Annotated in this window: 23 protein-coding genes; 12 read left to right on the top strand and 11 right to left on the bottom strand. The window is 70.3% G+C overall.

Translation table 11 applies throughout. From position 1 onward, the window contains the following. Positions 1–44: 44 nt before the first annotated feature. From gap to QOL16_RS09110, 5 genes are all read left to right on the top strand, one after another. Entirely contained in the window at positions 45–1,055 is a 1,011-nt protein-coding gene (gene gap, locus QOL16_RS09130; protein WP_058742911.1) for a type I glyceraldehyde-3-phosphate dehydrogenase, read from the top strand. Then, the gene (gene pgk, locus QOL16_RS09125) at positions 1,052–2,269 is read left to right on the top strand and encodes a phosphoglycerate kinase (RefSeq protein ID WP_071247041.1); all 1,218 of its coding nucleotides are present in this window, start codon (positions 1,052–1,054) and stop codon (positions 2,267–2,269) included. The genes gap and pgk overlap by 4 nt, the downstream gene beginning before the upstream one ends. Before the next feature lie 52 nt (positions 2,270–2,321). Further along, positions 2,322–3,101, top strand: a complete 780-nt coding sequence (tpiA, locus tag QOL16_RS09120; RefSeq protein ID WP_071281939.1) for a triose-phosphate isomerase — start codon at positions 2,322–2,324, stop codon at positions 3,099–3,101. A gap of 183 nt (positions 3,102–3,284) precedes the next feature. Further along, positions 3,285–3,536: a preprotein translocase subunit SecG gene (secG, locus tag QOL16_RS09115; protein WP_065959060.1), complete on the top strand. Its 252-nt coding sequence runs from the start codon at positions 3,285–3,287 to the stop codon at positions 3,534–3,536. 3 nt (positions 3,537–3,539) lie between these two features. Then, on the top strand, positions 3,540–3,899 hold the full coding sequence (locus tag QOL16_RS09110; protein ID WP_065959058.1) for an RNA polymerase-binding protein RbpA: 360 nt from the start codon (positions 3,540–3,542) through the stop codon (positions 3,897–3,899). A gap of 295 nt (positions 3,900–4,194) precedes the next feature. On the opposite strand, the gene pgl is transcribed toward QOL16_RS09110, so the two are convergent. The 6 genes from pgl to tkt all read right to left on the bottom strand — a co-directional run bounded on the left by pgl (position 4,195) and on the right by tkt (position 12,555). Beyond that, positions 4,195–4,965, bottom strand: a complete 771-nt coding sequence (gene pgl, locus QOL16_RS09105) for a 6-phosphogluconolactonase (RefSeq protein ID WP_071281937.1) — start codon at positions 4,963–4,965, stop codon at positions 4,195–4,197. Between the two features lie 147 nt (positions 4,966–5,112). Continuing rightward, the gene (locus QOL16_RS09100) at positions 5,113–6,057 is read right to left on the bottom strand and encodes a glucose-6-phosphate dehydrogenase assembly protein OpcA (protein ID WP_065959052.1); all 945 of its coding nucleotides are present in this window, start codon (positions 6,055–6,057) and stop codon (positions 5,113–5,115) included. Further along, the gene (gene zwf, locus QOL16_RS09095; RefSeq protein WP_065959048.1) at positions 6,054–7,592 is read right to left on the bottom strand and encodes a glucose-6-phosphate dehydrogenase; all 1,539 of its coding nucleotides are present in this window, start codon (positions 7,590–7,592) and stop codon (positions 6,054–6,056) included. Before zwf ends, QOL16_RS09100 begins: the two co-directional genes overlap by 4 nt. 23 nt (positions 7,593–7,615) lie before the next feature. Further along, a complete protein-coding gene (locus QOL16_RS09090; protein WP_065959046.1) occupies positions 7,616–9,214 on the bottom strand; it encodes a glucose-6-phosphate isomerase in 1,599 nt (532 codons plus the stop codon). After that, positions 9,215–10,327 (bottom strand): transaldolase, encoded by a 1,113-nt coding sequence (gene tal / locus QOL16_RS09085; protein ID WP_071247045.1) that lies wholly within the window; start codon positions 10,325–10,327, stop codon positions 9,215–9,217. A 134-nt stretch (positions 10,328–10,461) separates the two neighbouring features. Next, complete coding sequence (gene tkt / locus QOL16_RS09080) at positions 10,462–12,555, bottom strand: transketolase (protein WP_071281935.1); 2,094 nt, start codon at positions 12,553–12,555, stop codon at positions 10,462–10,464. 383 nt (positions 12,556–12,938) lie between these two features. Between tkt and QOL16_RS09075 the strand changes: the two genes are divergently transcribed. After that, entirely contained in the window at positions 12,939–13,871 is a 933-nt protein-coding gene (locus QOL16_RS09075; RefSeq protein ID WP_065959037.1) for a heme o synthase, read from the top strand. Between the two features lie 396 nt (positions 13,872–14,267). Here the strand turns inward: QOL16_RS09075 and QOL16_RS09070 are convergent, their stop codons facing one another. Next, complete coding sequence (locus QOL16_RS09070) at positions 14,268–15,254, bottom strand: heme A synthase (RefSeq protein WP_083229936.1); 987 nt, start codon at positions 15,252–15,254, stop codon at positions 14,268–14,270. Between the two features lie 264 nt (positions 15,255–15,518). On the opposite strand from QOL16_RS09070, the gene sufB reads away from it, so the two are divergent. The 5 genes from sufB to QOL16_RS09045 all read left to right on the top strand — a co-directional run bounded on the left by sufB (position 15,519) and on the right by QOL16_RS09045 (position 19,758). Beyond that, positions 15,519–16,937: a Fe-S cluster assembly protein SufB gene (gene sufB, locus QOL16_RS09065; protein WP_065959033.1), complete on the top strand. Its 1,419-nt coding sequence runs from the start codon at positions 15,519–15,521 to the stop codon at positions 16,935–16,937. After that, positions 16,937–18,223: a Fe-S cluster assembly protein SufD gene (gene sufD, locus QOL16_RS09060; RefSeq protein WP_065959030.1), complete on the top strand. Its 1,287-nt coding sequence runs from the start codon at positions 16,937–16,939 to the stop codon at positions 18,221–18,223. Before sufB ends, sufD begins: the two co-directional genes overlap by 1 nt. Beyond that, positions 18,223–18,549: a non-heme iron oxygenase ferredoxin subunit gene (locus QOL16_RS09055; protein ID WP_083394845.1), complete on the top strand. Its 327-nt coding sequence runs from the start codon at positions 18,223–18,225 to the stop codon at positions 18,547–18,549. The genes sufD and QOL16_RS09055 overlap by 1 nt, the downstream gene beginning before the upstream one ends. A gap of 103 nt (positions 18,550–18,652) precedes the next feature. Next, positions 18,653–19,426 carry a Fe-S cluster assembly ATPase SufC gene (sufC, locus tag QOL16_RS09050; protein ID WP_065959025.1) on the top strand — a complete coding sequence of 258 codons (774 nt, stop codon included), beginning with the start codon at positions 18,653–18,655 and terminating at the stop codon, positions 19,424–19,426. Between the two features lie 2 nt (positions 19,427–19,428). Continuing rightward, positions 19,429–19,758 (top strand): metal-sulfur cluster assembly factor, encoded by a 330-nt coding sequence (locus tag QOL16_RS09045; RefSeq protein WP_022902786.1) that lies wholly within the window; start codon positions 19,429–19,431, stop codon positions 19,756–19,758. A gap of 319 nt (positions 19,759–20,077) precedes the next feature. Here QOL16_RS09045 and QOL16_RS09040 read toward each other — a convergent pair whose 3' ends face one another. Continuing rightward, entirely contained in the window at positions 20,078–20,677 is a 600-nt protein-coding gene (locus tag QOL16_RS09040) for a biotin transporter BioY (RefSeq protein WP_071247050.1), read from the bottom strand. 116 nt (positions 20,678–20,793) lie between these two features. On the opposite strand from QOL16_RS09040, the gene QOL16_RS09035 reads away from it, so the two are divergent. Further along, on the top strand, positions 20,794–22,392 hold the full coding sequence (locus tag QOL16_RS09035) for an ABC-F family ATP-binding cassette domain-containing protein (protein WP_065959018.1): 1,599 nt from the start codon (positions 20,794–20,796) through the stop codon (positions 22,390–22,392). A 197-nt stretch (positions 22,393–22,589) separates the two neighbouring features. On the opposite strand, the gene QOL16_RS09030 is transcribed toward QOL16_RS09035, so the two are convergent. From QOL16_RS09030 to QOL16_RS09020, 3 genes are read right to left on the bottom strand one after another with little or no spacing between them, the layout of a single operon-like run. Next, entirely contained in the window at positions 22,590–23,585 is a 996-nt protein-coding gene (locus tag QOL16_RS09030; RefSeq protein WP_083393971.1) for an SURF1 family protein, read from the bottom strand. Beyond that, on the bottom strand, positions 23,582–23,890 hold the full coding sequence (locus QOL16_RS09025; RefSeq protein WP_065959017.1) for a hypothetical protein: 309 nt from the start codon (positions 23,888–23,890) through the stop codon (positions 23,582–23,584). The genes QOL16_RS09030 and QOL16_RS09025 overlap by 4 nt, the downstream gene beginning before the upstream one ends. Further along, the gene (locus QOL16_RS09020; RefSeq protein WP_071281930.1) at positions 23,890–24,390 is read right to left on the bottom strand and encodes a DUF3099 domain-containing protein; all 501 of its coding nucleotides are present in this window, start codon (positions 24,388–24,390) and stop codon (positions 23,890–23,892) included. The genes QOL16_RS09025 and QOL16_RS09020 overlap by 1 nt, the downstream gene beginning before the upstream one ends. Positions 24,391–24,395 lie beyond the last annotated feature (5 nt).

The following is a 24,395-nucleotide window of genomic DNA, read 5'->3' as shown; positions in this document are numbered from 1 at the left end:
CGAACGCAGCGCCCTCCGGGCGCCCAGACCCAACAGGAGATCCATTGACCGTCAAGATCGGCATCAACGGCTTCGGCCGGATCGGCCGTAACTTCTTCCGGGCCGCCCTCGCCAAGGGCTCCGACCTCGAGATCGTGGCGGTGAACGACCTCACCGACAACGCGGCCCTCGCGAACCTGCTGAAGTTCGACTCCGTCACGGGTCGTCTCGGCGTCTCCGTCGAGCTCGACGGCGACAGCATCGTCGTCGACGGCAAGCCGATCAAGGTCCTGGCGGAGCGCGACCCCGCGAACCTGCCCTGGGGCGAGCTGGGCGTCGACGTCGTCATCGAGTCGACCGGCTTCTTCACCAAGGCCGCCGACGCGCAGAAGCACATCGACGCGGGCGCCAAGAAGGTCATCATCTCCGCCCCGGCCACGGGTGACGACGTCACCATCGTGCTCGGCGTGAACGAGGACCAGTACGACCCGGCGAACCACCACATCATCTCGAACGCGTCCTGCACCACGAACAGCCTCGCGCCGCTCGCCAAGGTGTTCCACGACAAGTTCGGCATCGAGCGTGGCCTCATGACGACCGTGCACGCGTACACGGCCGACCAGAACCTGCAGGACGGCCCGCACAAGGACCCCCGTCGTGCCCGCGCCGCCGCGCTGAACATCGTCCCGACCTCGACCGGTGCCGCGAAGGCCATCGGCCTGGTCATGCCGGAGCTCGCCGGCAAGCTCGACGGCTACGCGCTGCGTGTCCCGGTCCCGACCGGTTCGATCACCGACCTCACCCTCGAGACCAAGTCCGAGGTCACGGTCGACGAGATCAACGCCGCGTACAAGGAGGCCGCCGAGGGTCCGCTCAAGGGCATCCTGCTCTACAGCGAGGACCCGCTGGTGTCGACCGACATCACCACGGACCCGCACTCCTCGATCTACGACTCCGGCCTGACCAAGGTCATCGGCGGTCTCGTGAAGATCACCTCGTGGTACGACAACGAGTGGGGCTACTCCAACCGTCTCGTCGACCTGACCGAGTACGTGGGCGAGCGACTCTCGGCATGAGCCTCCGCACCCTCGAGGACCTCGGCGACCTCGCCGGCAAGCGCGTCGTCGTCCGCTGCGACCTGAACGTCCCGCTCAAGGACGGCCGGATCACCGACGACGGTCGTGTCCGCGCCTCGCTCGGCACGCTGAACACGCTGGTGAACGCCGGGGCGCGGGTCGTCGTGATCTCGCACCTCGGCCGCCCGGACGGCAAGCCGGCGCAGGAGTACTCCCTCGCGCCGGTCGCCCAGCGGCTCTCCGAGCTGCTCGGGAAAGAGGTGACCTTCGTCGGCGAGACCGTCGGCGACGAGGCCACCGCGGCCGCCGAGGCCCTCGGGGACGGCGACGTCCTGCTGCTCGAGAACCTCCGCTTCAACCCGGAGGAGACCTCGAAGGACGCGTCCGAGCGGCAGGCCTTCGCCGAGCGGATCGCCGCCCTCGGCGACGCGTTCGTGTCCGACGGGTTCGGGGTCGTGCACCGCAAGCAGGCCTCGGTCTACGAGCTCGCGGCGGCGCTGCCGAGCGCGGCCGGCTCGCTCATCGAGTCCGAGCTGCGCGTGCTCGACCGCCTGACCGCCGACCCCGAACGGCCGTACACGGTCGTCCTCGGCGGCTCGAAGGTCAGCGACAAGCTCGGCGTCATCGACCACCTGCTGCCCCGCGTGGACACGCTGTGCATCGGTGGCGGCATGCTCTTCACGTTCCTCGCGGCCCAGGGTCACGGGGTCGCGAAGTCGCTGCTCGAGCAGGACCAGCTCGACACCGTGCGGACGTACCTCGCCCGCGCCGACGAGCTCGGCGTGACGATCGACCTGCCCACCGACGTCGTGGTGGCCTCCGGCTTCGCGGCCGACGCCGACCACGAGACGGTCGCCGCGGACGCGATCGAGTCCACCGCGTTCGGCACGGACGGTGTCGGCCTCGACATCGGTCCGGAGACGGCGGAGCGCTTCGCCGCTGCGGTGTCCGGGTCGAAGACGGTGTTCTGGAACGGGCCGATGGGCGTGTTCGAGTTCCCGGCCTTCGCCGCGGGGACCAAGACCGTCGCCCAGGCGCTCACCGAGGTCGCCGGCCTCGGGGTCGTCGGTGGCGGCGACTCCGCTGCGGCCGTGCGGTCGCTCGGGTTCTCCGACGACCAGTTCGGGCACATCTCGACCGGTGGCGGTGCGAGCCTCGAGTTCCTCGAGGGCAAGTCGCTGCCCGGTCTCGAAGCGCTGGGGTGGTCCGCATGAGCCGCGGTACCCGCACGCCGCTGATCGCCGGGAACGCTCGGGGAGGCACAGCATGAACCGCACGCCGCTGATCGCCGGCAACTGGAAGATGAACCTGGACCACCTCCAGGCCATCGCCACGGTGCAGAAGCTCGCGTGGACGCTGAAGGACGCGCGCCACGACCACGACGACGTCGAGGTCGCGGTGTTCCCGCCCTTCACCGACCTCCGCAGCGTGCAGACGCTCATCGCGGCCGACAAGCTGTCGATCCGCTTCGGTGCCCAGGACCTGTCGCAGCACGACTCCGGTGCCTACACCGGTGACGTGTCCGGCGCGTTCCTCAAGGCCCTCGACGCGCAGTACGTGATCGTCGGGCACTCCGAGCGTCGCACGATGCACGGCGAGACCGACGAGGTCGTGGCGGCCAAGACCGCCGCAGCCGTCAAGCACGGACTCGTGCCGGTGGTCTGCGTCGGCGAGACCGGTGCGCAGCGCGAGGAGCGCGGCGCCGGTGTCGTCGCGGTCGAGCAGCTGCAGGTCGTCCTCGACGCCGTGGAGCCCGCCGAGATCGTGGTCGCGTACGAGCCGGTCTGGGCCATCGGCTCCGGCCAGGCCGCGACCGCCGAGCAGGCCCAGGAGGAGTGTGCCGCGATCCGTCGTGGCATCGCCGCCGCCTGGGGTGACGAGGCCGCCGCGGCGACCCGGGTGCTCTACGGCGGTTCGGTGAAGTCGGGCAACATCGCCGGCTTCCTCCGCGAGCCCGACGTCGACGGTGCGCTCGTCGGCGGCGCCTCGCTCGACGTGCAGGAGTTCGCTGCGATCGCGCGCTTCCGCCAGCACGTCGGCCTCTGAGGCTCCCGACCCGTTCGCTCCGACAGGCCGTCCGCGTCCGCGCGGTCGGCCTGTCGCACGACCCGGGCGACAGCGCCCCGGGCACCCGACCACGCCCCGACCGGGGCCACACCCGTGCCGGTGCGACGGGCCGCCGCCCCGGCCCGCTACACTTGCAAGGCTGACTGACACGAAAGGTACGTCGTGGCGATACTCTCCGTCGTGCTGCAGGTCCTGCTCGCTATCACGAGTCTCCTGCTCACGCTCCTCATCCTGCTGCACAAGGGCCGCGGTGGCGGCCTCTCCGACATGTTCGGCGGCGGCGTGACGAGCAACCTCGGGGCGTCCGGCGTCGCCGAGCGCAACCTCAACCGCATCACGGTGATCCTCGGTCTGATCTGGATCATCTCGATCATCGTGCTCGGTCTCATCAACAAGTTCACAGCGGGGAGCTGAGCCATGGCATCCGGAGGCAGTGCAATCCGAGGGTCCCGCGTCGGAGCAGGACCGATGGGGGAGCAGGACCGCGGGGTCCAGGCCGAGCGCGTCGCCGTCTCGTACTGGGACGCGCTCGGCAACGAGGTCGTGCGGTACTTCTCCGCGACCCTCCCCGACGAGGAGATCCCCGAGACGGTGGACTCGCCGTCGAGCGGGCTCCCGGCTGGCCGTGACAAGGAGAACCCTCCGCAGGTCACGAAGACCGAGCCGTACAAGACGCACCTGGCGTACGTGAAGGAACGGCGCACCGAGGAAGAGGCAGCACAGCTCCTCGAGGACGCGCTGCAGCAGCTCCGCGCCCGCCGCGGTACCGCGAAGTAGCGACTCCCACGTCGAAGGCCCCCGCACCGATCCGGTGCGGGGGCCTTCTGCGTCTCCCGCCTGCGGGCTGCCGCGCGGTTCGGTCGGACAGCAGCTGCAACAAGCCGAGGCGCGCTCGTCGAGGTTCCGCGAAACGCCGCGTGGCGTCCTGCGAGGTCGCACTGCGAGGTCGCACTGCGAGCTCGTGCCGGCCGCGAGATGCCAGAATTCTGGACCCTCGGGGGTCACCGGACACACGGAAGACGGGAGGCGCGGTGCCAGCTGGCACCGCGCCTCCCGTCCGTCGTCGCGCGCGTCAGTACGTCGACGCGATGAGGTTCTCGGGTACGTCGCGCGCCGCGTCCTGGTCGACGAAGAACACCGTGCGCTTGCGACCCTGCACGCCACCGACGGGGACCTCGTCCACCGCGGCGCCGGCGAGGGCGAGACCGAGCACCGACGCCTTCTCGGCACCCGACAGGATGACCCAGACCCGCTGCGACGCGTTGATGACCGGGAACGACAGCGTCAGACGCTGCGGCGGCGGCTTGGGGGAGTCGTCGACCGTGAGCACCGCGCGGTCGGTGACCGACAGCTGCGGGAACTCGGGGAAGAGCGAGGCAGTGTGCCCGTCGGGGCCGACGCCGAGCAGCGTGATGTCGAAGCGCGGCGCGACGGCACCGTCGGGGGCGGCGTCCTGGAGCTCGCGCTCGTACTGCGCGGCGGCCTCGTCGATGGAGAGCCCGGCGTCGGACGCAGCCATCGGGTGCACGTTCTCGGCGGGGATCCCGACGTGGTCGAGGAAGTCGGTCTGGGTACCGGTGACGTTGCGGTCGGTGTCGCCCTCGGCGACCCAGCGCTCGTCGACCCACCAGACGTGCACCTTCGACCAGTCGACGCTCTCGCGCGCGGGGGACTGCCCGATCGCGGCGAGGACGAGCGTCGACACCGAACCGCCGCTGATGGCGATGTCGGCACGCTCCTGCTCGTCCAGCACGTCGATGATCTTCGTGATGAAGCGAGCGGCGACGGATGCGCCGAGGGCCTGCTTGTCCGGGTGCACCAGCACCCGTCGTTCGTTGGTCACGTGACTCCCGTGTTCGTGGCGGCCGATCGGGTGCGACCGCCTTCGGTCCGACCGGAGGCCTCGGCCGGCCGGTCCGGCCGATCGGAGGGCCGGGCCCGGCGTCGGTGACGCTCGTTCCCGGCCCGTCCGGCCGACCGTGTGTGGGTGCTAGCCCGCGATCGACTCGCGGAGCTGGGGCACCCCGTGCTTGACGACGTCCCCGAAGAGGACGTCAGGGTCGAGTCTACGGAGTTCCTCGGCCAGGCAGTCGCGCAGGTTGCGGCGCGGCAGCGACAGGTCGTGCGTGGGCTGGCCCGGCATCGAGAGCGTGGCGACGTCCACCAGGGAACGCTCGAGGTCGATGACGCCCGAGGCACGTTCGAGCTTGACCCCGTGGATGCCGCTCGACCCCGTGGCCCGCGGCGACGTCACGACGCGGACCGGGACCTGGAGCTGCAGCTGGAGCCACGCGGCGAGCAGGATCGTCGACGGGCTGTCGCTCGCACCGGAGACCTCGACGCCGGTGATCGGCTCGTAGGGCGGCTGGTCGAGCGCCGCGGCGAGCTGGTTCCGCCAGAGCGTCAGACGGGTCCAGGCGAAGTCGGTGTCACCCGGAACGTAGGTCGCACCGAGGGCCTCGATCGCCCGGTTCGGGTCCTTCTGCGCGGCGGCGTCGGTGATGCGACGCTGCGCGATCCGGCCCAACGCCGACGCAGCGGGCTGCTCCGGGGCGTGCTGCGGCCACCAGGCGACGACCGGGGCGTCCGGCAGGAGCAGACCCGTGACCAGGCTCTCCTCGTCGGTCGCGGTCTCGCCGTAGGCACGGAGCACGATCACCTCGCTCGCACCCGCGTCGCTGCCGACACGGATCTGGGCGTCGAGGCGACCCGGGGACTTCGTGTCCCCGGCGTTCTTCGACACGATGATGACGCGCATCGGGTGCTCGCGGGACGCCTCGTTCGCGGCCGAGATCGCCTCTTCCTCGTGGCCGAGGCCGGTCGAGATGATGAGGGTCAGGACGCGGCCGAGGGCGACGGCGCCACCTTCCTCGCGGATGTGCACCAGGGTCTTCTGGATCTTCGAGACCGTGGTGTCGGGCAGGTCGATCTTCATGGACGCCTCCAGGTCCGGCCGTCACGGGCGAGCAGGTCGTCGGCCGAGGCCGGACCCCACGTGCCGGGACGGTACTGCTCGGGCTGGCCCTGCGTGGCCCAGAACTCCTCGATCGGGTCGAGGATCTTCCAGGAGAGCTCGACCTCCTGGTGCCGGGGGAACAGGGGCGGGTCGCCGAGGAGCACGTCGAGGATGAGTCGCTCGTACGCCTCGGGGGATGCCTCGGTGAACGCGTGGCCGTAGCCGAAGTCCATCGTCACGTCGCGCACCTGGGTCCCGACGCCGGGGACCTTCGAGCCGAAGCGCAGGGTCACGCCCTCGTCCGGCTGGACGCGGATGACCAGGGCGTTCTGTCCGAGGGGGGACTGCGGGATGCCGAAGACGTCCTCGGGGACGCGCTTGAACACGATCGCGATCTCGGTCACCCGTCGGCCCAGACGCTTGCCGGCGCGCAGGTAGAACGGCACGCCCTGCCAGCGGCGGGTGGCGATGTCGAGCTTGATGGCCGCGAACGTCTCGGTCGTGGACTCGGGGTTCATGCCCGCTTCCTCGAGGAAGCCGAGCACCTTCTCGCCGCCCTGCCAACCGCCGGCGTACTGACCGCGGGCCGTCGCCGTGGCGAGGTCCTCGGGCAGGCGCACCGCGGAGAGCACCTTCTCCTTCTCGGCGCGGAGGTGTCCGGCCTTGAACGAGACGGGCTCCTCCATCGCGGTGAGGGCGAGGAGCTGCAGCAGGTGGTTCTGGATGACGTCGCGCGCCGCGCCGATGCCGTCGTAGTACGCGGCACGACCGGCGACGCCGATGTCCTCGGCCATCGTGATCTGCACGTGGTCCACGTAGTTCGAGTTCCAGATGGGTTCGTACATCTGGTTCGCGAACCGGAGCGTCAGCAGGTTCTGGACGGTCTCCTTGCCGAGGTAGTGGTCGATGCGGAACACGTCGTCGGGCGCGAACACGCTCTCGACGATCGCGTTCAGCTCCCGTGCGGTGCGGAGGTCCGACCCGAACGGCTTCTCGACGACCACGCGGCTCCAGGAGCCCTCGCGCTGCTCGGTCAGCCCGGACAGCTTGAGCTGCTCGGTGACGACCGGGAACATCTTCGGCGGGATGGACAGGTAGAACGCGTGGTTGCCCAGCGTCCCGCGCTCCTCGTCGAGGGTGTCGACGGTGCGCTTGAGCTCGCGGAACGCCTCGGGGTCGTCGAACGAGCCCTGGACGAACCGGATGCCCTGTTCGAGTTGACGCCAGACGTCCTCGTCGAACGGGGTGCGTGAGTGTTCCTTGACCGCGTCGTGCACGAGCTGGGAGAAGTCTTGGTCCTCCCAGTCGCGACGGGCGAACCCGACCAGCGCGAACCCGGGCGGCAGGAGCCCCCGGTTCGCGAGGTCGTAGACCGCGGGCATCAGCTTCTTGCGTGACAGGTCGCCCGTCACGCCGAAGATGATGAGGGTGCTCGGTCCCGCGATCCGGTTCAGTCGACGATCGGTCGGCAACCGGAGCGGGTTGTGCTCCGGGGTGACAGCCACCGGTGACATGAGTCGGTGAACTCCTTCGAGAGTCAGAGGGAGACGGCGGAGCGCAGTGCTGTGGTGACAGCGGCGACGTCCGTCGTCGTGAGGGTCAGGACCGGGCGGCCGTGCGCGGCGAGGACGCTCGCGTCCCCGGCGGCCTGGGCCTGGATGAGCTGGCCGAACGTGAACGGCCGACCGGGGATCGCGAGGTCGTCGGCGTGGTCCGCCACGATCTGCAGGAACACACCGTTCGCGGGACCGCCCTTGTGGTACTGGCCGGTCGAGTGCAGGAACCGGGGGCCCCAGCCGAACGTGACCGGGCGGCCCGTGCGGGCCGCGAAGGCGTCGCGCAGCGACGCCAGGTCGGCGTTCGCGGTGCGGTCGACGTAGGCCTGCACGGCCAGGTAGCCGGTCGCGTCCACCTCGGCCAGGAGGCTCGACACGGCCTGGGCGATGGAGGTCCCGACCGCGAGTCCGGGCGTCGCGCGGACGGCGGTGCCGTCCTCGACGAAGGCCGGCTCCGACGGTGCGGGGCGCGCGTCGAGCAGCTCGCGCGTGGCCGCCTTCGCGGCCTCGACGTCGGGCTGGTCGAACGGGTCGATGCCGAGCAGGCGGCCGGCGACCGCGACGGCGTACTCCCAGACCAGGAGCTGACCGCCGAGGGAGCCGGCGATCTCGACCTCGCCGTCGTCGACGTGGCGTTCGTCGTCGCGCGAACCGACGAGGCGCACGACCTGCACGTCGGGCACACCGGCCGTGATCTCGGGGGAGTCGGGGTCGAGCACCACCGGGAGCAGTCCGCGACCGTCCTTGCCGGTCGACTCGGCGATGAGCTGCTCGGCCCAGTCGCCGAAGCCGACGATGTGGGTGCCGTCCGCGACGATCGCGATCTTGTCCCGGAGGGGCTGCGTCCCGGCGAGCACGGCACCGAGCACGAGGCCCGGGTTCTCGTCGGTGTCGACCGCGAGGAGGACCGAGATCGCCTCGGCCTCGTCGAGCAGCTCGGCGATGTCCGCGCCCGCGAGCCCGGAGGGAACGAGACCGAACGCGGTGAGCGCCGAGAACCGGCCGCCCACGTTCGGGTCGGCCGTGAAGACGCGGTGTCCCGCGTCGGTGGCCGCCGCTTCGAGCGGCGAACCCGGGTCGGTGACGACGACGATCCGTGACGCGGGGTCGAGCCCCGCGTCACGGAACGCCTGTTCGAACACCCGGCGTTGTGCGTCCGTCTCGACGGTCGAGCCGGACTTCGACGAGACCACGAGCACCGTGCGCTCGAGGTCGTGCTCCACCGCTGCCCGCACCTGGGCGGGGTCGGTCGAGTCGAGCACCGTCAGCGGGACGCCGGCCGTGCGCGTGATCACCTCGGGCGCCAGCGAGGAGCCGCCCATGCCGGCGAGGACGACGCGGTCGATCCCCTCGGCACGGAGCGAGTCCCGCAGCGCGGTGATCTCGGCGACGAGCGGGCGGGAGACCGCGACGGCCTCCACCCAGCCGAGGCGCTTCGACGCCTCGGCCTCGGCGTCCGGACCCCAGAGCTCGGGGTCCTGCGCGGTGATGCCCGACGCGACCAGGTCGGCGACGAGCCGCGGGACCGTCGTCTCGACGGCCCGTGCGGCGTCGCCGGTGGCAGCGATGGAGACCGTCACTTACTTGGCGTTCTCGAGCGCGGTCTTCACCGTGTCGACGAGCTCGCCCCAGGAGACGTTGAACTTGTCGACACCCTCCTTCTCGAGCAGCGCCACGACGTCGTCGTAGTCGATGCCGACGGCGGCGAGCTGGTCGAGGACCTGCTGGGCGTCGTCGAACGAGCCGGCGATGGCGTCGCCGTGGATCTCACCGTGGTCGAACGTGGCGTCGAGCGTCTTGCCCGGCATGGTGTTCACGGTGTTCGGCGCGGCGAGCTCCGTCACGTACAGGGTGTCGGGCAGCGACGGGTCCTTGACGCCGGTCGAGGCCCAGAGCGGACGCTGCGTGTTCGCGCCGGCCTCGAGCAGGCCGAGGGCACGCTCGGTGGAGAAGAGCTCGGTCCAGACCTGGTAGGCGAGCTGGGCGTTCGCGATGCCGGCCTTCGACTTGAGGGCCTTCGCCTCGTCCGTGCCGACGGCGTCGAGACGCTTGTCGATCTCGGAGTCGACGCGCGACACGAAGAACGACGCGACCGAGTGGATCTTCGACAGGTCGTGGCCGGCGGCCTTGGCCTTCTCGAGCCCACCGAGGTAGGCGTCGATGACGGCGCGGTAGCGCTCGAGCGAGAAGATCAGGGTGACGTTCACCGAGATGCCGGCACCGATGACCTCGGTGATGGCCTCGAGGCCCTCGACGGTCGCGGGGATCTTGATGAGGACGTTCTCGCGGCCGACCTTGTCGAACAGGAACTTGGCCTGCTCGATGGTCTTCGCGGTGTCGTGCGCGAGGCCCGGCTCGACCTCGATCGAGACGCGGCCGTCGAAGCCCTTGGTCTCGTCGTAGATCGGCTTGAAGACGTCGGACGCGTTCGCGACGTCCTGCGTGGTGATCTCGAAGATCGCCGCGGTGACGTCGGTGCCCGCCGCGGCGAGCTCCTTGACCTGCGCGTCGTAGCGCTCGCCCTTGGCGAGGGCCGAGGCGAAGATCGTCGGGTTGGTGGTGACGCCGACGACGTTCTTCTGCTCGATGAGCTCGGTCAGCTTGCCGGTCTCGAGCAGCTCGCGCGACAGGTCGTCGAGCCAGATGCTGACGCCGACCTCGGAGAGGGCGGCGGTGGGGGTGTTCTCAGCCATGGTTCCTTCTTCTGTGACGGGCCCGTGTGGGGCCGTTGAGTCTGGGTCCTGCGGACGGGAGGCGCGTGGCGGAGCCGAGCCGCGCCTCCCGGCAGGAGGGCCTGATCCGGTGTCCCGGACCCGGCCCCGGTGGGTCAGGAAGCTGCGATCGATTCCTTGGCGGCGGCCACGACGTGCTCGGTCGTGAAGCCGAACTCGGCGAACAGACGCTGGTAGTCGGCCGACGCACCGAAGTGCTCGATCGAGACGCTGCGGCCCTTGTCGCCGACGATGTCGCGCCAGCTCATGCCGATGCCGGCCTCGACCGAGACGCGGGCGGTGACGTCCTTCGGCAGGACCTGGTCGCGGTAGTTCTCCGACTGCTCGAAGAACCACTCGAGCGACGGCGCGCTCACGACGCGGGCGTTGATGCCCTCGCCCTTGAGCTGCTCGCGTGCGTCGACCGCGATCTGGACCTCGGAACCGGTCGCGATGAGGATCACGTCCGGGGTGCCGTTCGGCGCCTCGGCCAGGATGTACGCACCCTTGCCGACGTTCTTCGCCGAGGCGAAGGTCTCGCCGGACGCCTCGCCCTCGCCACGCTCGAAGACGGGGAGGTTCTGGCGGCTCAGCGCGATGCCGGCCGGGCGGTCCTTGTGCTTGAGCATCTCGAGCCAGGCGTACGCGACCTCGTTGGCGTCGGCCGGACGGACGACGTCGAGACCCGGGATCGCACGGAGGGCCGTGAGCTGCTCGATCGGCTGGTGCGTCGGGCCGTCCTCGCCGAGGGCGATGGAGTCGTGCGTCCAGACGTAGATCGCCGGCGCGCCCATGAGCGCGGCGAGACGGACGGCCGGGCGCATGTAGTCGCTGAAGATCAGGAACGTGCCGCCGAAGGGGCGGGTGTTCCCGTGCAGGACGATGCCCGACAGGATCGAGCCCATCGCGTGCTCGCGGATGCCGAAGTGCAGCACGCGGCCGTACGGGTCGGTCGACCAGGTCTTCGTGCTCGCCTCGGCGGGACCGAAGGACTTGGCGCCCTCGATGGTGGTCAGGTTCGACTCGGCGAGGTCCGCCGAACCGCCCCAGAACTCGGGCATGAGCGGCGCGATGGCGTTGATCACCTTGCCGGAGGCGGCACGGGTCGACACCTCCTTCTCGGTGGAGAACACCGGGAGGGCCTCCTCGAGGCCCTCGGGGAGCTCGCCCGAGTTGATGCGGTCGAGCATCGCCTTCTTCTCCGGGTTGGCCGCGGCCCACGCGTCGAAGGTCTGCTGCCACTCGGCGTGCTCGACCTGGCCCTTGGCGATGGCGCCGCGGGTGTACTCGAGCACCTCGGGGTCGACCTCGAAGGTCTTCTCCGGGTCGAAGCCGAGGACCTCCTTGAGGCCCTTGAGCTCGTCGGCACCGAGGGCCGAGCCGTGGATCTTGCCGGAGTTCTGCTTGGTCGGCGACGGCCAACCGATGATCGTCTTGAGGACGATGAGCGACGGCTTGGTCGTCTCGGCCTTGGCGGCCTCGACGGCGCGGTACAGGGACTCGACGTCCTCGGAGTACTCGCCGGTCTTCTTCCAGTCGACGTGCTGGACGTGCCAGCCGAGCGCCTCGTAGCGAGCCGCGACGTCCTCGGAGAAGGCGATGTCGGTGTCGTCCTCGATCGAGATCTGGTTCGAGTCGTAGAACACGACCAGGCGACCGAGCTGCTGGCGACCGGCGAGGCTCGCGGCCTCGTTCGTGACGCCCTCCTGCATGTCGCCGTCACCGGCGATCACGTAGGTGAAGTGGTCGAACGGCGACTCGCCGTCGGCGGTCTCCGGGTCGAACAGGCCGCGCTCGAAGCGCTGCGCGTAGCCGAAGCCGACGGCCGAGGCGAGGCCCTGGCCGAGCGGGCCGGTGGTGATCTCGACACCGTCGGTGTGGCCGTACTCCGGGTGACCCGGGGTCTTCGAGCCCCACTTGCGCAGGTGCTGCAGGTCCTCGAGCTCGAGGCCGTAGCCGTGCAGGTAGAACTGCACGTACTGCAGGATCGAGGCGTGACCGGCGGAGAGGATGAAGCGGTCGCGGCCGATCCAGGTGGAGTCGCTGGGGTCGCGACGCATCACCTTCTGGAAGAGCAGGTGGGCGACGGGAGCGAGGCTCATCGCGGTGCCGGGGTGACCGTTGCCGGCGGCCTCGACCGAATCGGCGGCGAGGACCCGTGCCGTGTCGACGGCCTTCCGGTCGATGGCGTCCCAGGTGAATTCAGCCACTTGGATGTAGACCCTTCGTTGTTGCGACATGTGCGAGGGCTCGTGCCATCGCACGGACATGGTCGCCGTCCCGGGCCGTGTGTCGTGTCGCCGTCGAGCGGCGGCCGATCCGGCACGGTGCGGCCGACGTCTTCGGGGCACGCACTGCGGGAGGGCACCCCCAGCATAGTGACCACGTACTCAGAAGGTGTTCAGGTGACACGGTCTGGTGTCGGACGTCGACCGGTCCGGCGGGGCGGGGCATCGTCGCGGCGCCGTGATGGCCTAAACTGACGGTGACCCGTGTGCATTCCGGGTCGACGCACGCCCCGACGACGACGGAGCCGTCCACCGAGTGTGCGAGCCGATGCGAACAGACTGAGGTTCCCTTGCCGACTGCCACCGTGACCCGGCCGGACACCGATCGACCCCGTTCGACGCTGTCCCGCAAGGTCCGTGCGTACGTCTCGCTGACGAAGCCGCGCGTGATGGAGCTGCTGCTCGTGACGACCGCGCCGACGATGTTCCTCGCCGAACGCGGCGTGCCGGACCTCTGGCTCGTGTTCTGGACGATGCTCGGCGGCGCGATGTCTGCGGGCTCCGCCTCGGCGTTCAACTGCTACATCGACCGCGACATCGACCGGCTGATGAAGCGCACGAGCACGCGTCCGCTCGTGACGGGGGAGCTGTCCGACCGCGAGGCCCTGGTGTTCTCGTGGGTGCTCGCCGTCCTGTCGACCGCGGTCCTCGGGTTCCTGGTCAACTGGCTCGCCGCCGCGCTGAGCGTCGTCGCGATCCTCATCTACGTGTGCGTCTACACGCTCTGGCTCAAGCGTCGGACGCCGCAGAACATCGTCTGGGGTGGCTCGGCCGGCTGCATGCCCGTGCTCATCGGCTGGGCCGGGGTCACCGGTTCGCTGTCCTGGACGCCGATCATCCTGTTCATGGTGATCTTCCTCTGGACGCCGCCGCACTACTGGCCGCTGTCGATGAAGTACCGCGACGACTACGACGCCGCCGACGTGCCGATGCTCGCCGTCGTGCGGGGCCGCACGGTCGTCGGGCTCCAGGTCGTCCTGTACGCGTGGGCGACGCTCGTCTGCTCGCTGTTGCTCGTGCCCGTCGCGAACATGGGTCCGCTCTACACCGTGGTCGCGCTGGCCGGGGGCATCTGGTTCGTCGTCGAGTCGCACCGCCTGTACTCGCGGGCGATCCAGCACGTCGAGCACGTCCAGCCGATGCGCGTGTTCCACAGCTCCATCACGTACCTGACGCTGCTGTTCATCGCCGTGGGCATCGACCCGCTGCTGCCGCAGGTCTTCACCTTCTCGGTGTAGTCCCGCGGGTCGCACGCCGCGCCGCCTGGCCGGATCCGTGCCTCCCGTCCGACGGGTGGCAGGCCGGGAGGCGCGTGGCGGGCTGGTTGCGCGCCTCCCGTCCGACGGGTGGCAGGCCGGGAGGCGCGTGGCGGGCTGGTTGCGCGCCTCCCGTCGCGTGGGTGGTCCGGTCGCAGGGGCCCCGTCGCTGTCGAGCGTCATCGCCGCTGTCGTCCGACGTCGGAGTCGTCGCACGACGCGGCCGAGTGTCCGTGGGGCGGCTGTCTGCGTCATCGCCGCTGTCGTGCGACGTCGACGATGTCGCGCGCGCCGGGCGCGTGCGACGCCGTCCGCCCGGACGCGACGATGCCCCGCGCGCCGAGGGCGCGCGGGGCATCGTCCAGTGGTGTGGACGGGTCAGGCGTGCAGGGGCTCCCGCACGGCCTGGCGACCGGCGCTCGCGCGCGTCGAGAGCACGACGACCGTGACCGCGCCGACGAGCAGACCCGCGAGGACCATGTGCGTGCCGACGAGTCCGACGGGGAGGCCGGTGCGCGCCTGGGTGAGGCCGACCGCGATCTGCACGAACTCGACGACGAGGAGCACGAGTGCCCACCGGCTCGACATGCGCAGCACCACCGCACCGGCGACGAGGACGAGCGTCAGGGCGAACAGGACGTAGGCCGGGACCGCGTGCAGGTGCTCCATGAGCTGCGGGTCGAAGCCCGTGCGGTGGAGTCGTCCGCCGTCGACGGCTTCGTCGGCGCCGGCGTGCGGGCCGCTCCCGGTCGTGAGGATGCCAACGAGCACCGTGACCGCGACGGCCGCGACGGTCGCACGGACGACGCCGGTGTACCACGCCGGGACCAGACGGGCCGCGGCGCGGGGGCCGTTCATCGACCGGTACACGAGCGTCGCGGTGACCGCCACGAGGGTCGCCGAGACCACGAAGTGCAGGCCGACGACGAACGGGTTGAGGTTCGTGAGCACGCTCAGGCCACCGATGACCGCCTGCACCGGGATGGCGATGCCCTGGGCGAAGGCGAGCCAGAACAGCTCCGGGCGGGTGCGGCGCATCCGGACGACGGCCAGGAAGGTGGCGATCGCGACGACGACGAGCACGAAGGTGAGGAGCCGGTTCCCGAACTCGATCACGCCGTGGATGCCCATCTCGGGCGTCGACACGAGCGACTCGGCCGTGCACTTCGGCCACGTCGGGCAGCCGAGCCCGGACGCCGTGAGCCGGACGAGCCCGCCGGTGCCGATCAGGACGACCTCGACCACGAAGGACGCCCACGCGAGCCAGATCACGCGGGGGTCGACCGCCCGGGGGAGGGACCACCACCGTGCGGTCCGGCCGTCGTGTGCGACGTGCTGTTCGACGGGTGGTCCGACGCGGGTCACGAGGATGGTGCCTTCCTGTTGTTCGGTGCGCTGAGCCTGTAGGATTCGAGGGTTCAGCAGCAGTCAAGTCTAGGCAGGCGCCGGCTCCGAATGGGCCGTGATCGCCGATCGATCCGGGGACTGCGTGGGACCATCGACGTTGCGAGGCAGCAACACCGCGTCCGCGGCACACGGCAGCACCGTGTCGGGGGTCTGCGGTGGAATGTCGTCCGACACCGACCGGTTGCACCGGCTGCAGCTGCCGCGAAGAGAATTGAGGAGACCATGTCCGACGTGCTCATCGACCGTCCCGAGCTCGAAGGGCTCGGCCAGTACGAGTTCGGCTGGTCCGACTCCGACACCGCCGGGGCCTCCGCCCGCCGCGGCCTGTCCGAGGAGGTCGTCCGCGACATCTCGGCTCGCAAGTCCGAGCCGGAGTGGATGCTGAAGAACCGGCTCAAGGCCCTGACCCTCTTCGACCGCAAGCCGATGCCCTCCTGGGGTGCCGACCTGTCGGACATCGACTTCGACAACATCAAGTACTTCGTCAAGTCGACCGAGAAGCAGGCGCAGTCCTGGGAAGACCTGCCCGAGGACATCCGGGCGACCTACGAGCGCCTCGGCATCCCCGAGGCCGAGCGTCAGCGCCTCGTCGCCGGTGTCGCCGCGCAGTACGAGTCCGAGGTCGTCTACCACCAGATCCGCGAGGACCTGGAGCAGCAGGGCGTCATCTTCATGGACACCGACACGGCGCTCCGCGAGCACCCGGAGTTCTTCGAGGAGTACTTCGGCTCCGTCATCCCGGCCGGCGACAACAAGTTCGCCGCGCTGAACGCCGCCGTGTGGTCGGGCGGCTCGTTCGTCTACGTCCCGAAGGGCGTGCACGTCGAGATCCCGCTGCAGGCCTACTTCCGGATCAACACCGAGAACATGGGCCAGTTCGAGCGGACGCTGATCATCGCGGACGAGGACTCCTACGTCCACTACATCGAGGGCTGCACCGCGCCGATCTACAAGTCGGACTCGCTCCACTCCGCCGTGGTCGAGATCATCGTGAAGAAGAACGCCCGTGTGCGCTACACGACGATCCAGAACTGGTCGAACAACGTCTACAACCTCGTGACCAAGCGTGCCATCGCGCACGAGGGCGCCACGATGGAGTGGATCGACGGCAACATCGGCTCCAAGGTCACGATGAAGTACCCGTCGATCTACCTCGCTGGCGAGCACGCCAAGGGCGAGACCCTCTCGGTCGCGTTCGCCGGTCCGGGTCAGCACCAGGACGCCGGCGCGAAGATGATCCACATGGCGCCGTACACGACGTCGTCGATCGTCTCGAAGTCCATCGCCCGCGGTGGCGGTCGTGCCGGGTACCGCGGCGAGGTCCGGGTCGACCCGGGCGCCCACCACGCGGCGAACACCGTCCGGTGCGACGCGCTCCTGGTCGACACGGTCAGCCGCAGTGACACCTACCCGGCGATCGACATCCGCGTCGACGACGTGCAGCTCGGCCACGAGGCCACGGTCTCGCGCGTGAGCGAGGAGCAGCTGTTCTACCTCATGTCCCGCGGCATGCCCGAGGACGAGGCGATGGCGATGATCGTCCGCGGCTTCATCGAGCCGATCGCCCGCGAGCTCCCGATGGAGTACGCACTCGAACTCAACAAGCTCATCGAGATGAGCATGGAAGGATCCGTCGGCTAGTGAGCAGCACCACGCCCACCCCCCGCATCGACCAGCCGGTCGCCCCGGCCCCCGGCTCGGAGCAGCACGGCGCGAAGGCGCACTCCGACGGCGGCTGGGACGCCCCGACCGCCGACGGCGCCGAGAAGAAGGTCCCGGTCCAGACGCGCTCCGAGCGTCCGCAGTCCGGTGACCTCGAAGCCTTCCCGCCCGTGACCGGGCGCGAGGTGAACTGGAAGTTCGCGCCGATCGCCAAGCTGCAGCCGTTGCTCGACGGCGGGCTCGACGGATCCGCGTACCCGTTCCTCGCCCGTCAGACCGCGGGTGCCGACGTCGAGTGGGGTCGCAGCGACGACCCGGCCGTCGGGACCGCTGGCCTGCCGGAGGACCGTGCGGCCGCGGCGGCCTGGACCGCACGCGACGCTGTGCTGAAGGTCACGATCAAGGCGACCGAGGCCCACGAGTCGATCACGATCACGCGGTCGGACTTCGGCTCGCAGGCTCGTGCCGCGCACACGGTCATCACCGCCGAGCAGCACGCGCAGGGCATCGTCGTGATCGACAACCGCGGGTCCGCACTGCTCAGCGAGAACGTCGAGATCGTCGTGCGGGACGGCGCTCGCCTGACCGTCGTCAGCCTGCAGGACTGGGACGACGACGCCGTGCACGTGTCGACGCAGTTCGCCGAGGTCGGCCGTGACGCCTTCCTCAAGCACGTGGTCGTCTCGCTCGGCGGTGACGTCGTGCGCGTCAACCCGTCGACGCACCTCGGGGCACAGGGCGCGGACACCGAGATGTACGGCGTGTACTTCGCGGACGCCGGGCAGTACATCGAGCAGCAGGTCTACGTGAACCACGACGCGCCGAACACGCGCGGTCGGGTCAACTACAAGGGCGCGCTGCAGGGCGAGGGCGCGCACACGGTCTGGATCGGCGACGTGCTCATCGGCCGTGCCGGCGACGGGACCGACTCGTACGAGCAGAACCGCAACCTGGTCCTCACGGACGGCACGCGTGCGGACAGCATCCCGAACCTCGAGATCGAGACGGGCAACATCGAGGGCGCCGGGCACGCGAGTGCGACCGGGCGCTTCGACGACGAGCAGCTGTTCTACCTGCAGGCCCGCGGCATCCCCGAGGAAGAGGCCCGTCGCCTCGTCGTCCTGGGCTTCCTCGTCGAGGTCATCCAGAAGATCGGCGCACCCGAGCTCGAGGAGCGCCTCATCGCCGCGGTCGAGCAGGAGCTCGCCGCCGGCCGGACCGTGATCGCCGAGCCCGAGGCCGGCGCCGAGCAGGCGGACGCCTGATGGCCGAGAAGGTCTGCGCCGAGTCGGAGATCACCGTCGACAGCCCGATGCGGGTCGTCGTCGACGGCACAGCGGTCGCGATCGTGAAGGACTCCGCGGGTGCGGTGCACGCCATCGGCGACACCTGCACGCACGGCGACATCTCGCTGGCCGAGGGCTTCGTCGAGGGGGACACCCTCGAGTGCTGGGCGCACGGCTCGCGGTTCTCGCTGGCCACCGGCAAGCCGCAGAACTTCCCGGCCTACGAGCCGGTCCCGGTCTTCCGGGTCAAGGTCCGGGACGGCGACGTGTACGTCGACGTCCACGACCCCGTACCCGTCGACTGACCGTCCCCGGTCCGTCGACCGGCCTCGTGCCCGTCGCCCGACCGGGCGCAACGACTTCCCGCGGCTCGTCCGCGGCACGACCGCAAACGAAGGAACACACGCAATGTCCACTCTGGAAATCCGCGACCTGCAGGTCTCGATCGACACCGACCAGGGCACGAAGGAGATCCTGAAGGGTGTCGACCTCACCATCAACGAGGGCGAGATCCACGCGATCATGGGGCCGAACGGGTCCGGCAAGTCGACCCTGGCCTACACGATCGCCGGTCACCCGCGCTACCACGTCGTCGGCGGCTCGATCACCCTCGACGGCGAGGACGTCCTCGCGATGAGCGTCGACGAGCGCGCCCGGGCGGGCATGTTCCTCGCGATGCAGTACCCCGTCGAGATCCCGGGCGTCACGGTGTCGAACTTCCTGCGCACCGCGAAGACCGCGATCGACGGCGAGGCCCCGGCGCTCCGCGGCTGGGTCAAGGACCTCCGCAGCTCGATGGCCGACCTCAAGATGGACCCGGCGTTCGCCGAGCGCAACGTCAACGAGGGCTTCTCCGGTGGCGAGAAGAAGCGCCACGAGATCATGCAGCTCGAGCTCCTCAAGCCCCGGTTCGCGGTGCTCGACGAGACCGACTCCGGCCTCGACGTCGACGCGCTGAAGATCGTGTCCGAGGGCGTCAACCGCGCCAAGGCCGCGACCGGCCTGGGCGTGCTGCTCATCACGCACTACACGCGCATCCTCCGCTACATCAAGCCGGATTTCGTGCACGTGTTCGTCGCGGGCAAGGTCGCCGAGCAGGGCGGCCCCGAGCTCGCCGAGCGTCTCGAGAACGAGGGCTACGACCGCTACGTGCAGGCCGCTGCCGCGACGACGGCGGAGTGACCGTGATCACCGCACTCTCCCCGGAGAAGTTCGACGAGGTCGTCGAGGGCCTCAAGGAGGTCCAGGACCCCGAGCTCGGCGTGAACATCGTCGACCTCGGCCTGATCTACGACCTCGCGATGGACGACGAGGCCAACGCACTCGTCATCAGCATGACGCTGACGAGCGCCGGCTGCCCGCTGACCGACGTCATCGAGGGCGACACGGCCAACGCGCTGGACGGCATCGTCGACGCGTTCCGCATCAACTGGGTGTGGATGCCGCCGTGGGGTCCGGAGCGGATCACCGACGACGGGCGCGAGATGATGCGCGCGCTCGGCTTCTCGATCTAGTCGCGACCCCCAGACGGACGGGAGGCGCGGTGCCAGCTGGCACCGCGCCTCCCGTCCGTCGTCGGTGTGGGTCGCCGCCGGGCGGATCCGACGGCACCGCGCCTCCCGTCCGTCGTCGGCGCAGGGCACCGCCGAGCGGGACCGTTTCGTCACCCTCCCCGCGTCGGGTCGACCGGTCCGGCCCGCTCGGCGTTGGACCCACGGCGTGTCCCGCCCGGTCGTGGCCGCCCCCCCCCGAACGACGGAGGGCCCCGCACCGTCCGGTGCGGGGCCCTCGTGGGCGGGACGCTGCGTCACGACGCAGCGTCGGCGCGCTGCGTCAGCGGCGGCCGACCAGCTTCCACGTGAGGGGCAGCAGGCCCGCGGCGATGAGCGCCTTGGCGACACCGCCGACGACGAACGGGTAGAGGCCGGCGGCGAGCACCGACTGCAGGTCGTTCGGCGCGCCGAGCTCACCGAGCACGACCGCGAGCCAGGGCAGCCCCGTGACGAAGGGGATCGCGCTCGCGAGGAGCATGGCGACGGTGGCGCGGCCGACCTTGCGGTCCCAGTCGCGACGAGCGAGCCAGCCGACGACGCCCGCGGCGGGGACGAAGCCGACGACGTACCCGAAGCTCGGCGAGGCCAGCGCTGCGAGGCCGCCGGAGGCCTCGGCGAAGAACGGCGCACCGGCGAGCCCGGCGACCGCGTAGACGAGCAGCGAGAGCATGCCACGGCGGGCACCGAGGGTGGCGCCGACGAGGACGACCGCGAGCGTCTGCCCGGTGATCGGCACGGGCCACATCGGGACCTGCACCTGTGCCATGGCGGCGGTGAACAGCGCTCCACCGGCGACGAGTGCGACGTTCGTGGCGAGGCCGTGGGTCCGAAGACGGTCGGCGAGGACTGCGCGGCGAGCGAAGCCGGTGGCGTTCGTCATGGATTCTCCTAGAATGGACTGCTGGTCCCGTTCGGTGACCATCGGTCCCGTCAGCGTAGCGGTGCACCTCCCGCACACACCGTTGTGCAAAACCACCAACTGATTGGACGTCCTCTGTGCTTGCCGTGCACGAACTCGAGATCCGCGTCGGGGCCCGACTCCTCATGGAGGACGTGTCGTTCCGCGTCGAGAAGGGCGACAAGATCGGTCTGGTCGGGCGCAACGGCGCCGGCAAGACCACGATGACGAAGGCCCTCGCGGGTGAGACGCAGCCGACCGGCGGCAAGATCGAGCGCACCGGGGAGATCGGCTACCTGCCGCAGGACCCGCGCTCCGGCAACCCGGAGGACACGGCACGCAAGCGCATCCTCGACGCCCGTGGTCTCGGCGAGCTGGTCGAGGGCATCCGGCAGGCCACCCTGGACATGGCGAGCGAGGACCCGGCCGTCTCCGAGAAGGCCATGCGTCGGTACAGCCGGCTCGACGACCAGTTCAACGCGCTCGGCGGCTACGCGGCCGAGGCCGAGGCGGCGTCCATCGCGTCGAACCTCAAGCTGCCGGACCGGATCCTCGACCAGCAGCTGAAGACCCTGTCCGGCGGTCAGCGTCGCCGCATCGAGCTCGCCCGGATCCTGTTCTCGGACGCCGAGACGATGATCCTCGACGAGCCGACGAACCACCTCGACGCCGACTCGGTCGTGTGGCTCCGGGAGCACCTCAAGACCTACCCGGGCGGCGTCATCGTGATCTCGCACGACGTCGAACTCGTCGACGAGGTCGTGAACCGCGTCTTCTACCTCGACGCGAACCGGCAGAGCATCGACATCTACAACATGGGCTGGAAGCTGTACCAGCGCCAGCGTGCCGCCGACGAGGAGCGCCGCCGCAAGGAGCGCGCGAGCGCCGAGAAGAAGGCCGCGACCCTCAAGGACCAGGCCGCGCGCTTCGGGGCGAAGGCGTCGAAGGCCGCTGCGGCACACCAGATGGTCGCGCGCGCCGACAAGCTGCTCGCCGGGCTCGAGGACGAGCGCGTCGCCGACCGCGTCGCGAAGCTGCGCTTCCCGACGCCGGTGCCGTGCGGACGCACCCCGCTCATGGCCGAGGGCCTGTCGAAGTCGTACGGGTCGCTCGAGATCTTCGCGGGCGTCGACCTGGCGATCGACCGCGGTTCGCGCGTCGTCATCCTCGGCTTCAACGGTGCCGGCAAGACGACCCTGCTGCGCATCCTCGCGGGCGCCGACCAGCCCGACACGGGGGAGATCCAGCCCGGCCACGGCCTGCGCATCGGCTACTACGCGCAGGAGCACGAGAACATCGACGTGAACCGGACCGTCATCGAGAACATGGTCTCGGCGTCCACCGAGCTCAACGAGACCGAGGCCCGTCGGGTGCTCGGGTCGTTCCTGTTCACGGGTGACGACGGCTACAAGAAGGCCGGCGTCCTGTCCGGCGGCGAGAAGACCCGCCTGTCCCTGGCGATGATCGTGGTCTCCGGCGCGAACGTGCTGCTGCTCGACGAGCCCACCAACAACCTCGACCCGGCGTCGCGCGAGGAGATCCTCGGCGCGCTGGCCGGCTACGAGGGCGCCGTCGTGCTCGTGTCGCACGACGCCGGGGCGGTCGAGGCCCTGAACCCCGAGCGGGTCCTGCTGCTGCCGGACGGCACCGAGGACCACTGGAACAAGGACTACGCCGAGCTCATCGAGCTCGCGTAGCGGCCAGGGTGCGCCGGTCGGCGCACCCACCGGACGGGAGGCGCGGTGCCGGCTGGCACCGCGCCTCCCGTCCGTCTGTCCGTCCGTCTGTCCGTCCGTCCGTCGAGCGGTGCGCGCTGACGGTGGAGGTCGGCGCTGTTGCCGCGTCGTCGGCGCCGTGCGCCGGTCGTCGGTTCGGTTCGGTGCGGCGCCGGTCGTCAGCGCTGCGCGCCGAGCAGGGCGTCCTCGACCTCGTCGTCCGACCGCGGCTTGGCGTCCTTGCGCCGCTGCCGTTCGAGCGCGCGCTCCCGCTCCTCGGGGTCGTCCTGGTTGAGGTTGCGGTACTCCTGCACCATCACGTAGGCCAGGAAGCCGAAACCGCCGAACGCGAAGAGGAACCACTGGATGAAGTAGCTGAGGTGCAGCCCGGTGTCGGCCGAGGGGCGGTCCCAGCCGAGCGGCCGTGCCTCGGTGGGCCCGGGGCGCTCGGTCGCGAGCTGGCCGTACGCACCCGTCCAGATCGGGACGTCGACCTTGTCCGCGACGTCCGGCAGGGTGACCGACTGGACCTGGTCGGTGTGCTTCGGGTCGGTGCGCCCGGGGATCCGCGGCTCGCTCTGCTGCAGGCGTGCGGTGACCGTGACCTCGCCCGACGGCGGGGCCGGGACGTGGTCGGGCGCGTCCTGGGCGTTGCCGGTCGGCACCCAGCCGCGGTCGACCACGAACGCACGACCGTCGGCGGTGACGAGCGGCGTGAGCACCTCGAAGCCGGGTTGGCCGTTGTGCACCCGGTTCCGGACGAGCAGCTGCTCGTCGGTGTCGTAGCGTCCGGTGACCTCGACCCGCAGCCAGGTCTGGTCGTCGTCCCAGCTCGACGCCCGGGGGAGCGCCTGGTCGAGGGGCACCGGGGTGTGGTCGTAGTTCGTGGCGATCTGCTCGTTCACCCGCACGGCTTCGTTCCGGCGGTCCCACTGCCACATGCCGAACAGCGTGCAGATGATCGCGAACGCGACGGCGATCGCGAAGTAGCCCAGCCAGCGACGACTGCGGACGAAGTGCCACCCTGGCGTGGGGCCGCCGGTGCCCGGTCCGCCATCGCGGTCGGACGACGGCGTGGTGTCGGGGTCGACGGGCGGTCGTCCGCCGGCCTGCTGCCGGATCTTCGCCGCGTGCTTGCGCCCGTACCGGGTGCTCGGGTCGAACCCCTGGGTCATCGCCCGGTTCCGGAGGAACGCACCCCGACGTCGTTCTTCGGGGCGTCCTCACGCGCACGGACGTCGTCCAGGTGGTCGACCTCTTCCTGCATGCCGGTCACCCGCACCGGGAACGAGCGGGACCGCAGGTAGTCGGCGAGGAAGTCGCAGTGCTCCTCGCACGCCGCCCAGATCTTCACGCGGTCGACCGAGTGGATGCGCGGGTTGCGCCAGTTGATCCGCCACTCCGCGGTGTTCGTGCACCCGGCACGGGAGCACACCGGCGTCGAGCCCGGCTCGGTGAAGAGGTCGAACGTCGCCCCCATCAGCGGTGCGCTCGGGACTTGGAGGACCAGACGCGGGAGCGGTCGCCGTTGCGCTGCCATTCTTCCTGCGCGTGCTGGGCCTGCTCGCGGAGGCGTTCCTGCTCGGCGCGGTAGGCCTCGGCCCGGGCGTCCTCCTGCTGCTCGCGGAGGCGCGGGTCGACCGCGTCGTAGAGCTCGATCGCACCGGCCGGGGACACGAGGTCGCTCTCGGTGTGGTTGCCGGCGTTCGCGACGATGACCGCGACCCACGGGATCACGGCGGCGAGGACGATCGGGATGACCGCGAGCCAGGTGTGCCACGTGGTCCAGATGAGCACCGCCCCGACGAAGCACACGACGCGGACGCCCATCTGCCACACGTAGCGGGACAGGCGGTGCGCCCGGTCCTGCTCGGGCGAGTCCGGCAAGGACGTGATGCTGTTCGTGCTCTGGAGCTGTCGCGCCCCACGACGACCGGCGTCGTGACGTCGCTGCTCTTGGTACCGCTGCGTCGACTTCATCCCGT

It is taken from the genome of Curtobacterium sp. MCBA15_004 (assembly GCF_001865055.2).
Classification (GTDB): domain Bacteria; phylum Actinomycetota; class Actinomycetes; order Actinomycetales; family Microbacteriaceae; genus Curtobacterium.
This window is presented reverse-complemented; position numbering and strand designations above follow the sequence as displayed.